This window comes from Paenibacillus xylanexedens, assembly GCF_017874615.1.
Taxonomy (GTDB): Bacteria; Bacillota; Bacilli; order Paenibacillales; family Paenibacillaceae; genus Paenibacillus; species Paenibacillus xylanexedens.
This window is the reverse complement of record NZ_JAGIKV010000023.1, coordinates 67,715-81,910: the sequence shown is the minus strand read 5'-3', so window position 1 is coordinate 81,910 and position 14,196 is coordinate 67,715. Positions and strand designations below refer to the sequence as shown.

Below are 14,196 nucleotides of genomic sequence, written 5' to 3'. Positions count from 1 at the left end.
TACATTCGACATGGGTTGGTGCAGTACCTTCCGAGTACGGACTGGACGATGTTAGTAGACGTTATTTGCGTGGTTGAAGACGGCTCATTTGGAGACCGTACATCGGCTGTGTTAAAGTGAAGGGAACCTAATATACATAACTCTTAAAGTTAAAATAAGTTATTGCTACGTAGGCAGGAGGAGAAGCACGATGCTGTTTTATTTTGTAGCACTGCTGGTGACTTTGGTGGACCAGGGAACCAAGATTGCAGTGAGGATGTATATGGAAGTTGGCGACGTCATGAGACTGGGTAACTCGGGCATGCAGTTACAGCATTATGAGAACAGTGGAATGGCGGGCAGCATGTTTCAGGGGAATGCGCGTCTGTTTGGTGTGATTGCTGTTCTGTTCATAGCGGGCATGTTGTATTATCGGAGTAAAGGTGAGATTCGCGGTTTCTGGATGCAAGCTGGCGCGGGTTTTATGGTCGGTGGGGCTTTAGGAAATGCAATCGATCGATTTATCTATGCCCGGGTAACGGATTTCCTCGTGTTTCCGTCAGGACGCGGGATTTTAAATCTCGCTGATGTCGCAATTAACATCGGTGTGGTCATGATCATCATCGGCATGTTGATTCGTGCATATCAGAGTTATCGGGCCAAGCGTTTACGTAATGCTTTGCCGAAAGCAGAACGTTCGTAATAGGTTGGATAAAAGCGTTACAGTGGCTGAATATAAGCTTATTAAATGAGGGACATTGGATATCATCCAGTGTCCTTTTTGTTATGCCCGATTCAGGTCATGGGAAGAACTGCCGTGATTCATTTTTACCGAAACCGTTTTAGAAATAATAAAGACCTATATCATCCATTCAGATTGAAGTTATTTTGGAAGGATTAACCAAATGGTTATTTCACCATCTGAATGGGTAAATTCTTACGTATAAAGCTGAGGGAGGTACAACATGAGAACAACGCTTACCAAGGCTCTCGGGACAATGTTGCTGTGTGGAATGATGGCTGTACTTTTATCTTCCTGTACCAGTGGAGATAGCGCGAATGGCAAAGTGCAGATTGAATTTTTCCAGAACAAGCCTGAAGCCAAAATAACCTTTGATGAATTGATCAAGACGTTCAACGCGGAGCATGACGATATCCAAGTGACACAGGTGAATCCGCCCGATGCGGAGACAGTATTGAAGACCCGTGTAGTCAAAAATGATATACCGGATATTATGGCCATGGGCGCAACCGACACCTATTCCATTCTGGCCCAGAGTGATATTTTCACCGATCTGACGGACAGCTCATTACTCCAGACGATTGATCCGAACTACATACAAATGCTGAATGATCTCACAGGCATGGACGAAGTAACAGGTATTCCTTACGCGACTAATGCAAACGGCATCATGTACAACAAAACGCTGTTTAAGGAAATGGGATTGGACGTGCCCAAGACGTGGGATGAACTCATTGCGACCGCCCAAAAGATTAAGGATGCAGGTGAGATTCCATTTTATTTCACATACAAGGATGACTGGCAGACGAGCCTGCCGTTCAATGCACTAGCCTCCAATCTGGTCGGTATTGATTTCTACCAAGAGCGACGCGATAACAAAGTGACGTTCAAGGAGAAATACCGCGAGGTAGCTGAGAAGCAGCTGGAACTCATGAAGTACGGTCACGGCGATAACTTTGGTAAAGCTTATTCGGACGGTAACCGTGCTTTTGCTAACGGTGAAGCCTTTATGTACATCCAGGGAACCTGGGCTATCTCGGAGATTCGCAAAGCGAACCCAAATGTTGACATTGGTTTCTTCCCATTCCCTACGGGCAACGATGCAAGCGAGATCAAGCTGGTGAACGGGATTGACTCCCTGTTTACCATTGCGGCGGACACGCCTAATCGCGAGCAGGCGGAGACGTTTATTGCGTTTCTATTAGAGCCTGAAAATATCGAAAGATACATTGACGAACAGACGCTGTTCTCTGCGGTAGAAGGCGTGAAGCAGGATGATCCTGCCGTACAGGAATTGATGCCATATATCGAGCAGGGCAAGGTTATTGACTTTCCCGATCACTATATTCCGGCTGCGGTGCAGCTGAATTCCATCGTACAGTCCTTTTTGCAGAACCAAAACATCGACAACTATCTAGATACACTCGACAAAGAATGGGACAAGGTTGCCAATCGGCGCTAGGCCTTGTCTGAAGGAGGATGGAGTATGAACAAGCGTATCGCACCCTATTACTGGATGACGGTTCCGGCGGTAGTATTGTTCTTTGTATTTATGACACTGCCGGCCCTCCAGGGCATCTATTATTCATTTACGAATTACAACGGATTCGGAAAAGAGTATGATTTTGTTGGTTTTAAAAACTATTTCAACTTGTTCCAGGATGACAATGTAGGTAACGCCTACTGGTTTACGTTCAAGTTTGCGATCGTGGTGACGATCCTGACCAATATCCTGAGCCTGCTCATTGCACTCGGGCTGAATGCCAAGATCAAGTTTCGTAACTTTTTCCGCGGTATCTACTTCCTGCCCAATATTCTGAGTGTACTGATCGTAGGTTACATATTTAACTATCTGTTCTCCAACGTATTCCCGATCTGGGGACAAAACCTGGGCATCAATGCGCTATCCACCAACATTCTCGGCAGCGAGAGTCTGGCTTGGATCGGTATCGTCATTGTTGCAGTATGGCAATCGGTGGCCCTAAATACGATTCTGTATTTGGCTGGTCTGCAAACGATACCAATGACACTGTACGAGGCATCCAACCTCGACGGCGCAGGCAAATGGCGTGAATTCTGGAGTATTACTTTCCCACTTATTGCCCCATTCTTCACCATTAATATGGTGCTGGCGATGAAAAATTCACTTATGGTCTTCGACCAAATCGTAGCCTTGACCAACGGTGGTCCCGGACGGGCGACGCAGTCCATCTCCCACTTGATCTACACCGGCGGATTTGAAGGCGGCGAATATGCATATCAATCTGCGAACTCGGTTATTTACTTCATCGTTATTGCGGTGATTTCAATTCTGCAAATCCGGTTCCTGCAAAGAAGGGAGATGGATCTGTAATGAGAAGCCGTACACGAATCAATTGGCCCGTTATGCTACTCGTTGTGCTAGGTACCCTGTTTATCCTGTTCCCACTGTATATGACCGTTACGATTGCTTTGAAAAATCCGGAACAGATGGCCCAATCGGTCTTTGCCATTCCGACGACACTTCACTGGGAGAATTTCGCGAGAGCCATCGACATGACAAACTTCTTCCAATCGTTCCGTAACAGTGCAATCGTTACCGCATCAACTGTGCTTTTGACGTTGCTCAGCAACTCGATGGTGGCCTATGCGATTGCGCGTAATATGGAGAAACGCAAGTTTTTCAAAGGACTCTATTATTACTTCGTCAGCGCGATGTTCATTCCATTTCCGATCATCATGCTGCCGATTGTTAAGCTGACCGCATCGCTGGAGATGACAAATCTGGTAGGTCTGATCCTGCTGCACACGGTATATGGCCTGGCATTTAACGTATTTGTGTACGTTGGATACATCCGGTCCATTCCGGTAGCGCTGGAGGAAGCGGCGTTTGTGGATGGGGCGACAACTTGGGGCACGTTCTGGAAAATCATTTTCCCGCTCATGGCGCCTATCAGTGCCACGGTTGGTATTCTGACTTGCCTGTCCACGTACAACGACTTCTTGCTGCCACTCATTATTATCAGTGATCCGGGACAGTACACGCTGCCGCTGGTACAGTATGTATTCCAAGGACAGTTCAATACCGAGTTTAACCTTGCGTTTGCATCCTACCTGCTCGCGTTGCTGCCCATGATTATCATCTACCTGTTTGCGCAGAAGTGGATCATCAACGGGGTTACCCAAGGGTCCGTGAAATAACTGAAGATGTGTCACAGAGAAGGATATGTGTGAAGGGATATGAACAAAGAGAGGTGGACTTTAAAAGTCCCCTCTCTTTTTTTGATCCTTGTCATTTAACGTTTGGGAACTATTCGGGAGGATTGATTAACCTGTAAATCTATGCTATTTTTTAGTCGTTAGTTTAATCAGTAAACAAAGACTAAGAGAGAAGAAGAGTAAGGTTCATTTCTGCAAGCGCTTTAACTATATAAATGAACTAAACATTTACACGAGAACGGAGAGGGCAGAAATAACCTGAAAAAGCGGAGCTAAAAGCTTTCTGAAAGAAAGCTGCATCGGAAGCATATGCTTCGCCTTTATCACCGGATTTTCCCCTTTAAAAAGGGAATCAAAAAATCTGGGGATAACAGCGATTGGAAGGTTATTCTGTCATCGTAGTGGCTAGTGTAAATATTCTTTTGTTCATTTTATATAGAAGAACTGAATACGTAGATAAATCCGGCATCGTTTGTACCCAGTCTTCAAGAGCACGGGCGTAAGGTGGTGGGTTCTTTTACATGCCAAAAAGAGAGGAGAATGGGGAAGTTGCACGGGAAAAAAGGACATTTTAACTCACTTCGGAATCAGATTTTCATTGGTTTTGTTATGGTGATGCTTGTTGTTCTGCTGCTCGCAGGCATATCGGCTTATGATCGGGTAGCTGCTTTGCTGAAAAGCAATGCGGAGAAACATATTCACCAAACCGCCGTCCAAGCCAGTGGCAGATTGGATGCACTCATTGCACAAGTGAATTCGCTGACCGCCCAAGTGGCGGATGATTCATACGTGCAGCGTCTGCTTAGCGATGAGAAGCAAGGCAACCCGGCAACCTTTAATCAGCGCCAAGCTCTCTTGCAGATTGCAGGCAGCTATCAGTCTTTCATCAACGGCGCACAAAGTATGGAGATATACACTACGGGTTATAACCGGATCTTTCCGATGGATGACCGATCCCTCGATCTCAGAGTGGAGCGCAACTGGATCAGCTTAGCGGATGAAGGAAAAGGCAGACTGGTATGGGCAGGCGCTGACCCTGAAGATCCGGGTGTGCTTCTGGCTATTCGGCGGATTAACCTGCTGGATCATTCTTTTGAACATGGAGGTTATGTGGTGGTGCGGATGCAGCGCAGTTTTTTTCAACTGAATGATTCGAATGGGACAGATGGTTCGCAGGACTCAATCATGCTCTTGGATGGGGCAGGCGAAGTGGTGACTTCTGATCTGGAGATTAATCTCGATCCCAAAGCCATATTGGACAGCGGATCAGTCGTGCAGAACGGGGAGGAATCCTATATCGTCGTCCGGCAAAAATCGGAGTTAACGGGATGGACACTTGCTGTCCTGACCCCGCTGCGGGAGACAACGGAAGGTGTATCCATCCTGAGAACGGCGCTGCTCGTCTCGGGAATGATTGGTGTTGTTCTGTTTCTTATCATGTCTTTCTTTCTGTCCACAATGATCACACGTCCGCTCATACGGCTGATGCGGGCCATGCGCAGTGCACAGCCGGGAGCAATGAGACCTAATCTAATGGTCAGCTCTACGATGGAGATCAATGAACTCAACAACGTGTATAACCAGATGGTATACAGGCAGAATGAATTGACCCGTGTGGTTCATGAGAAGGAAGTTATGCAGTCCCGGGCCGAGTTGAAGGCGTTGCAATCTCAGATTAATCCCCATTTTTTATTCAACACACTGGAAGCGTTCTATTGGTCCCTTGAGGAAAAGGGAGACGAGGAGATGGCACGTATGGTTGTGGCGATGTCCCGATTATTTCGCTACATCATCTCCAGTTCGCAGCAGGATGAATGGGTTACAATTGCCGACGAGCTGGAACACGCCGAGCGTTATCTTCAAATTATGCAGATGCGGTTGGGAGATAGAATGCAATGGGAGATTCAGTTGAGTGATACGGTGCGTACGGTCGCAATTCCGAAACTTCTTATACAGCCCCTGGTCGAAAATGCGATTCTCCATGGCATTGAAAGTAAACTGGGACCGGGAAAGATAAGCGTCCATGTGAATGCTTCGACTGAGGAGAATCTGGTTCGCATTGAGGTTCGGGATGATGGTCCCGGTATGGATGAATCACGGCTTCAATCTGTCATTCATGCTTTACATGGTGGCCCCGCTGTATCCAACAAGGGGACAGGTGTAGGTCTAATCAACGTACATCGGCGACTGGAGCTTTACTTTGGCAGCCAACTTGGCGAACGTTGCAGGCTTTCCATAACAAGTAAGGTTAGGGAAGGAACTGTCATTTACTTTGAGATTCCCATGGGAACGGAGGGTGCATATGATTCATGACAAAACGATTCTTATCGTGGATGATGAGCCGCGTACAAGAGAGGGTATTCGCAAAACACTGGAAGGATGGTCGGCAGGACGAAATCACATTCAGACTGCAGAAAGTGGCGTTGAGGCTGTGGAATGGCTCAAGAAAAAGCCGGCAGATCTGTTAATAACGGATGTTCGCATGCCGGAATTCTCTGGCTTGTCTCTGATTGAAGCCATTCAGCACTTTTCGAACAAGCCTGTTGTCCTGATTATGTCGGGACATGCCGATTTTCAGTACGCCCAGCAGGCCATGAAGCTAGGTGTCGTGGAGTATATGTTGAAACCGATTGATAAGGAACAATTGCTACAGACTGTCGAAAAAGCCCTAAAGTTCAGCGAACAACAGCGACGTATTCAAACGATGCAAGAAATGGTTGACCCCAAGTTGCTGGATGTTAAGGAGCGAGGGGAACAGAGGCTAAATAGCCAGATCAGTGAAGCTTTGACCTATGTGGATACTCATCTGGGTGAACATGTAACCATGCGTGAAATCGCTGATTTACTCCATCTCAACTCCAGTTACTTCAGCGTATTGTTTAAGGAACAAATCGGCATCAATTTTATTGAATACCTTACCCGCAAACGCATTCAGCGCGCGAAGGAGTTGCTTGTGCAGACAACGATGCCAATCTCGGAGATTGCGGAACAGGTGGGTTATCAGACGGATAAGTATTTTATCACAGTATTTAAAAGCCTTGAGGGGCTAAGTCCAAGCAAATATCGGCATTCCCTATCTGAACGAAATAACAAATAACCTCAAAAAAGTGGAGTTTTTCCAAATTGTTCTGGTCTTATAGGCGTGATAGGCGCGTGCTACAATTTGGTTAAAGCGGTTACATTAACCGAAAAAACCAAGGGGGTTGGAATAATGAGCAAAAAGACGATGGCCATTCTTCTGTCATGGACGCTGGTTCTCGCCGTAATTTTATCCGGATGTAACAGTTCAAGTTCGGATGAAGAGGGTGAAACAGGCAGCAACGGCACAGATGGGAAAGTAACCCTCAAATTTATGCACCTCTGGCCAGCAGGCAGTTCCGCACAGCAAAACAAACTGGTCAACGATATCATCAAGCAGTATCAGACGGATCATCCGAATGTAACCATTAAGCAGGAAGTGCTGGAGAATGAACAATATAAGAACAAATTGAAAATCCTGTCGGCATCCAATGAACTTCCCGATGTTGGTGTAACTTGGGCTGCTGGATTTCTGGAGCCTTATGTAAAGGGGAACCTGTTCGCACCGGTCGATGATCTGCTGAGCGACTCGCTGGGCGAGAAATTCATAGCCGGAACAACAGAAGCTTATGCCATAGACGGCAAAACATATGCGTTACCAATCGAGTTGAATATCTCCCCCATTTATTATAACAAAGCCATTTTTGCGAAATATAACTTGCAGCCGCCAGCAACGTACGATGAATTCCTGAGTGTGCTGAAGACACTGACAGAGAACGGTGAGGTTCCGATCGCACTGGGCAATAAAGACCGCTGGACCGGCTCACTCTGGTATATGTATCTGGCGAATCGGTTAGGTGGAGATGCACTGGAAAAGGCCATCAATGGCTCTGGCAAGTTTGACGATCCTGCGCTGACTCAAGCTGCTGCCGAGGTACAAAAGCTGGTGGATATGAATGCCTTCAACAAAGGCTTCAACGGGTTGTCTAACGATGAGGGCAAATCCGAATTCATGAACGAAAAAGCTGCTATGTACCTCATGGGCACCTGGGAACTGCCAAACTTCACGACTAATCCGGACATCCCGCAGGAATTCAAGGACAAGATCGGATTTTTCAAATTCCCAACAATGGAAGATGGCAAGAGCGATATTAATAGCTGGGTAGGTGGTCCAGGTGTAGGGTTGTTCGTGGCCCAGAACTCCAAAGTGAAGGAAGAAGCGCAGAAGTTTGTGCAATACTTTGTGGAAAAATGGGGTGAAAGTTCGGTAACTGAAGCAGGCGTCATCCCGGCTACCAAAGTGGATACGGCGGCAGTACAGTTGCCACAGCTCTATATTGACCTGCTGAACGAATTGAATCAGGCCAGCAGCCTTACGCTCTTTGCAGACGTACAGATGAAACCGGCAGCCGCTCAGGCCCATCTTGACATGATTCAGGCATTGTTTGGCAAAGCGGTAACACCGGAGGACTTTGTGAAGAATCATCAGGCTGCAATTGATAAAGGCAATTGACGTACACACGTTTGAACGCTTGAAGGGAGGATAATGTGATGGACAAAGTCATGTCCAACCGTCTCGTTGCTGCGTTGTACGTGCTTCCTGCACTGCTTCTGCTGCTGGTCTTGGTTTACATCCCGATCGTGCTCACCGGGTATTATGGGTTGATGCAATGGGACGGGATCGGTGCAATGACCTTTATTGGATTGGATAATTACGCCAGACTTCTTCAAGACGGAACATTCTGGCAGAGTGCGAATCATACCTTTTTACTTGCTTTGTTCTCTGCGCTGAGTCTGATCGGTTATCTGATGATCGCTTTGGTGCTGTCAGGCAAGATCAAGGGGGCCAATCTGTTCCGTAAAATATATTTGATCCCGATGCTGCTGTCTTCGGTCGCGATCGCCCAGTTATGGCTGAAGATCTATCATCCCAGCAATGGTGTGCTAAACACCTTTCTGGAAGCGATCGGCTTCAGCAATCCGCCAGCCTGGCTGGCGGAGCCATCCCTGGTGTTGTATGCACTGTTCGTGCCGATTCTATGGCAGTATGCAGGCTTCTATATTTTGATCTATTATGCGGCCCTCAAAAATATTCCGGAATCTCTGGTGGAAGCAGCCCGGATTGATGGAGCAAGTCCTTGGCAGATCGCTTTTCGAATCAAGCTGCCCCTTATTACAGAAGTCATCAAGGTGACTGTGGTGCTGGCCGTAGTGGGCTCACTCAAGTATTTCGATCTCATCTACGTGATGACCGATGGCGGACCGAATGGCTCCAGCGAAGTGATGGCCTCCTATATGTATCGTCAGGCGTTCCGTAGCTTCGACTTTGGTTACGGCAGTGCTGTAGGGTTCTTCCTGCTCTTGATCTGTCTGCTGGTTACCTGGCTGCTTCGTAAAGCGACGGCATCCAAAGATACGATCCAGTATTCCTGACGTAAGTGAAATGAAAGGGGGTCCATCCCGGTGAAGACGGATACGGCCGTTAGATTGCCAACTTACCCGGGGACAAGCCGAGGTTCGGCATGGTTAAGGAGATTCGGATATGTTCTGCTGTATTTCCTCTTGTCCCTAGTAGCTTTGCTGCAAATTTTACCCTTGGTATGGCTGCTGTTGTTCTCGCTTAAAAATAATCAGGAAGTATTCGATATGGCGCCTTTTTCCCTTCCCGCTACCCCGCGTTGGGAAAACTATGTCAAGGTATGGACAGAGGGAAATATCAGCTTATACTTCTTCAACAGTGTATGGATTACGGTGGTATCGGTGGTGGTCACCGTGCTGTTTGCCAGTCTGGTGACCTTTGCCATTACACGTATGCGCTGGAAGGGTCGTTCGCTGGTATTAGGGCTATTCATGGTGGGTCTGATGATTCCTGTACACTCCACGTTGATCCCGCTGTTCAGCTTGTTCCTGAAGCTTCATCTCACAGATCATCCTTTGTCAGTCATCCTGTCTTATATTGCCTTTAATATGCCAATTACCATTATGATTCTACTTGGATTCTACTACGCGCTCCCCCGGGAAGTGGAAGAAGCCGCAGTGATGGATGGTTGCTCCGTGCATCGGATTTTCTTTCGGATTGTGCTGCCGATGACGTCTTCGGTCATTTCCACAACGGCGATCATTAACATGATCTATAACTGGAATGAATTCATCTTTGTTAATACGTTCATCAGTACAGATTCGTACAAAACCCTGACTGTTGGGGTACAGAACTTTATTGGTCAATACACAACGGATTGGGGAGCCATTGGTGCAACGCTGATGATTAGCATTATGCCAATCCTGATTGCTTTTCTCATCTTGAGTAATCGAATTGTGGAGGGCATTGCTGCGGGTTCTGTTAAAGGTTAAAAGGTTGAGGGTTTAAGGTCCTTCCATTACTTGCTTAAAAGGCGAGTTGGGAAGGACCTTTTTTGTCTTCTAAAACCTCTGGCAGGCGTACGGAAGTGGGGCTTTATGAAAGCAGTGAAAATACCTATTTATGGAATTACAAAAAACTTTCAACTATTTTCGCAAAACTACTGCATTTTCAAACCACCTGTGCTAACATACCCTAAGAATTAAAGCCCACATGGGAAAGGTGAGAAAATGACAGCAATATCCTCAACCAAAGAGTCCCTTCGTTCTGATGCCAAGGATCTGAATCTGATTCGACTGACATGGCCTATTTTCCTGGAACTCTTCTTATTTATGTTGATGGGGAGCGTGGATACGCTCATGCTCAGCTCGGTGTCCGATAATGCGGTCTCCGGCGTTGGAGCAGCCAATCAGATTATTTCTATCGCTATCCTTGTATTGGAAGTCATTGGACATGGTGCTGCGATTGTAGTGGCACAATATATCGGATCGAAAAAGTTAAGTGAAGCAGCACAGGTTACAGGTAATGCGATCACACTGAATCTTATCGTAGGTCTGGTCCTGAGCGGAGTCTTCCTCCTGTTCGGAGGACAATTGCTAACACTTCTGAATATTCAAGGCGAAATTTACGATTTTGCCCGTTCGTATATAAATATCGTTGGTGGCGGTATCTTCCTCCAGGCACTCATTAACGCGCTGGCTGCGACGATTCGTACACATGGTTACACCAAAGAAACGATGTATGTTGCTGTATTCATGAACGTGATTCACGTTGTTGGTAACTATGCATTGATTTTTGGTCACTTCGGCCTGCCGAAACTTGGGGTGGAAGGGGCAGCGATCTCCACGGTGGGAAGCCGGTTTATCTGCCTGCTGATCTTCTTCTGGTTGTTGTATCGTGTGAGCGAGGTACGGGTGGATTTCGAATACTACATTAAGTTGTCCAAGAAATTCATTGGCAAAATTCTGCGGATTGGCATTCCGTCTGCGATGGAATCCATGGTATATCATTCCTGCCAGCTCGTGTTCACGCTGTATGTGACCTATCTGGGCGCAGAAGCTATGGCAACCAAGCAGTATGCGGGTAACATCTCCAGCTATATCTACTTGTTCAGCATGGCGATTGGTATGGGGACATCGATCATTGTAGGTCGGCTTGTGGGTGCGCGGCGCAAAGACGATGCGTACAAACGTGTTTTTGACAGTGTAAAATGGGCCCTTCTGGCCACGGTTATCATTGATGTAATCATCATTTTGTTCCGTGTGCCGCTGATGAGCATATTTACGGATAATCCGGAAATTATCAAGCTGGGGGCTCAAGTGATTCTGCTCAGTCTTTTGCTCGAAACCGGGCGTACCTGCAATATTGTGATCATTGGTTCCCTGCGTGCGGCAGGCGATGCAAAGTTCCCGGTATACATGGGTCTGATCTCCATGGTCTGCATGAGTCTGCCACTGGGATACCTACTCATATTCAAGCTTCATCTGGGACTCGCTGGTGTGTGGCTTGCCATTGCGGCGGATGAGTGGACCCGCGCGGTCATTATGTACTTCCGCTGGAAGAGTAGAGCTTGGGAGAAACATGAACTGGTGGAGCATGATGACGAAGAGGTTGGTACACAGCCGGTACCGGCTGTCTGACGAAGTGTTGTGCGGATAAACAAAGCAAATAGTTAAATGAACCTGCTGTAGATCAATGAAGTGGCTCTACAGTAGCCACAGGGCAGCAGTTTCCCAGAAGAGTCAATTACGGACAGGATTCAATCCGTGATTGGCTCTTTTTGCATCTCCGGCAGAGGTAAGGAGAAATAAAGATAGCAAAAATGATCAAAACGGCGATGACATCCTTCACGTATAGTAAGGATATGGAAGGGGGCTTTACCTCAGTTGAGCCGTTACCGTGCAATGATTCAGCAAAGTTTGTTCTATATTGAGACTCATCTGCATGAGCAGATCGGGCTGGAAGAAGTGGCATCCGAGGCGTTGTTGTCGCCGTATCACTACCATCGAATTTTCCGTAATGAGGTGGGCATGACCATCGTGGATTATATCCGCAATCGCCGGATGAGTCTGGCGTCCACGACTCTGCGATCGACGGATGCGGGCATTTTGGACATCGCCCTGGCATGTGGTTTTGAGAGTCAGGAAGCCTTCACCCGTGCATTTCGCAAATTATATGGCATGCCGCCGGGACGTTTTCGCAAATTGTTCGATCTGAAATTATTCGAAGGAAGAACCAGAGGAGGAGAATTACAGATGAATCAGACGTCAACAATTACAGGTTGGATGTTAACCGGGAGTCATCCGCAGAATTATGAGATGGGCATTGATCCAGCTGAAGTGCATCAGGGAAAAGCATCAGGATATTTGAAGGCCGTTACGCCTATGGAGCCTAACGAGTTCGCAACGATGATGCAACAGTTCAGAGCGGACAAGTATGTGGGTAAGCGGATGAAGTTATCGGGATTCGTGAAGACCGAGCATGTGGATGCGTTCTGCGGATTATGGATGCGTGTGGATAATAACGTTCATGATGTACTTCAATTTGATAACATGCATGATCGGCCAATTACGGGTACGCAGCCATGGAATCAGTATAGTATTGTGCTTGATGTACCGGAGGGTAGCGCGGTCATTTCATTCGGGGTTATTTTGAACGGTAAAGGAAAAGTGTGGGTCGACAGCTTCCGCTTCGAGGAGGTTGATCTGAACACACCACTGACACATATGGAGACAGAGTACGAGATGTCGGACGAGCCACTCAATCTGTCATTTGAGGAGTAGATACAATTTAAGTGCAGATCCATTATCAAGCTGAGGCTATATGGGAATTATGATATAATGCTGGTGAGAATGGAGCTGATGCTGAGTGACGGAATTACTCGATCCACGAGTAGATTTTGTGTTCAAACGCATTTTTGGAAGTGAGCAAAACAAAGATGTTTTGTTAGCTTTTCTGAACAGCACGTTTATAGAGACCGGCGAATCTCCTCTTACGGAGATCACTGTGGTTAACACGTATACAGATAAGGATAGTCCAGAGGATAAACAATCCATTCTGGATATTAAAGCAAAGACGGTAGAAGGCAAACTAATTAACATTGAAATGCAACTGTTTAACCCGTATAACATGGAGAAAAGGACGTTGTTTTATTGGAGTGAGATGTACTTTCATCAGATAAAAAAGGGTGAAAACTATAATCTGCTCAAAAAATGCGTGACTATTAATATCCTCAATTATTCCTGTCTGGATAATGAGCGGTATCACAATGTCTTTCATTTACGAGAAGATCATACAGGTATTGGTTTGACGGATGATATCGAAATACATGTGATGGAACTAACCAAATTGGATCAGTATTCTGTTCCGATGGAAAAAGGCGGACTCGTGAATTGGTTATTATTCCTGAAGGGAATAGACACATCAAACTGGGAGGTGCTGGCCATGAATGAACCGATGTTGAAAAAGGCGATGGATACGCTGGAATTTCTGAGTCAGGATGCGTCCACCAGAATGGCCTACGATGCTCGGATGAAAGCATTGAGTGACGAAAAATCAATGATTGAAGGCGCACGAGCTGAAGGAGCGGCTGAAGGCAAGAGAGAAATGGCTCGTGAATTACTCACACTTGGCGTAGATCTCTCTGCTATAGTTAAAGCATCTGGACTCTCTGAAGATGAAATTAAGAAGTTATTGCCTAAACAGTAACATGAAACGGGAATCTATAGATCAAGGGCTGATCCAATCACGGGTTGGCTCTTTTTGTTACCTTTAGGGTATAAAGAAAGTAGAGCCAAGTCCAAGCTGAGAGGATACAAGCTTCTCATACAAATTGCAAACTCGTCCATAGCTAATTCCCACGGACCTTGCTAACATAAATAAAAAAGAACTGAATATTTAC

12 protein-coding genes are annotated in these 14,196 nt (G+C 46.5%); all 12 read left to right on the top strand.

Annotated elements, in window-relative coordinates:
- Positions 1–190 precede the first annotated feature (190 nt).
- Entirely contained in the window at positions 191–682 is a 492-nt protein-coding gene (lspA, locus tag J2Z28_RS24765; protein ID WP_036606631.1) for a signal peptidase II, read from the top strand.
- Between the two features lie 310 nt (positions 683–992).
- Positions 993–2,183, top strand: a complete 1,191-nt coding sequence (locus J2Z28_RS24760) for an ABC transporter substrate-binding protein (RefSeq protein ID WP_415841484.1) — start codon at positions 993–995, stop codon at positions 2,181–2,183.
- A 24-nt stretch (positions 2,184–2,207) separates the two neighbouring features.
- Positions 2,208–3,074, top strand: a complete 867-nt coding sequence (locus J2Z28_RS24755) for a carbohydrate ABC transporter permease (RefSeq protein WP_211084676.1) — start codon at positions 2,208–2,210, stop codon at positions 3,072–3,074.
- On the top strand, positions 3,074–3,901 hold the full coding sequence (locus tag J2Z28_RS24750) for a carbohydrate ABC transporter permease (RefSeq protein WP_076251848.1): 828 nt from the start codon (positions 3,074–3,076) through the stop codon (positions 3,899–3,901). Before J2Z28_RS24755 ends, J2Z28_RS24750 begins: the two co-directional genes overlap by 1 nt.
- A gap of 567 nt (positions 3,902–4,468) precedes the next feature.
- Positions 4,469–6,232 carry a cache domain-containing sensor histidine kinase gene (locus tag J2Z28_RS24745; RefSeq protein ID WP_211084675.1) on the top strand — a complete coding sequence of 588 codons (1,764 nt, stop codon included), beginning with the start codon at positions 4,469–4,471 and terminating at the stop codon, positions 6,230–6,232.
- A complete protein-coding gene (locus J2Z28_RS24740; protein ID WP_211084674.1) occupies positions 6,222–7,016 on the top strand; it encodes a response regulator transcription factor in 795 nt (264 codons plus the stop codon). Before J2Z28_RS24745 ends, J2Z28_RS24740 begins: the two co-directional genes overlap by 11 nt.
- Positions 7,017–7,130: 114 nt before the next feature.
- Positions 7,131–8,450 (top strand): extracellular solute-binding protein, encoded by a 1,320-nt coding sequence (locus J2Z28_RS24735; RefSeq protein WP_036671596.1) that lies wholly within the window; start codon positions 7,131–7,133, stop codon positions 8,448–8,450.
- A gap of 38 nt (positions 8,451–8,488) precedes the next feature.
- Entirely contained in the window at positions 8,489–9,370 is an 882-nt protein-coding gene (locus J2Z28_RS24730) for a carbohydrate ABC transporter permease (RefSeq protein WP_036606643.1), read from the top strand.
- Between the two features lie 54 nt (positions 9,371–9,424).
- Positions 9,425–10,288 (top strand): carbohydrate ABC transporter permease, encoded by an 864-nt coding sequence (locus tag J2Z28_RS24725; protein ID WP_211084711.1) that lies wholly within the window; start codon positions 9,425–9,427, stop codon positions 10,286–10,288.
- 237 nt (positions 10,289–10,525) lie between these two features.
- Complete coding sequence (locus tag J2Z28_RS24720) at positions 10,526–11,935, top strand: MATE family efflux transporter (protein ID WP_211084673.1); 1,410 nt, start codon at positions 10,526–10,528, stop codon at positions 11,933–11,935.
- A 246-nt stretch (positions 11,936–12,181) separates the two neighbouring features.
- On the top strand, positions 12,182–13,078 hold the full coding sequence (locus tag J2Z28_RS24715) for a helix-turn-helix transcriptional regulator (protein ID WP_244988514.1): 897 nt from the start codon (positions 12,182–12,184) through the stop codon (positions 13,076–13,078).
- A gap of 85 nt (positions 13,079–13,163) precedes the next feature.
- On the top strand, positions 13,164–14,003 hold the full coding sequence (locus J2Z28_RS24710) for an Rpn family recombination-promoting nuclease/putative transposase (RefSeq protein WP_017691715.1): 840 nt from the start codon (positions 13,164–13,166) through the stop codon (positions 14,001–14,003).
- Positions 14,004–14,196: the final 193 nt, after the last annotated feature.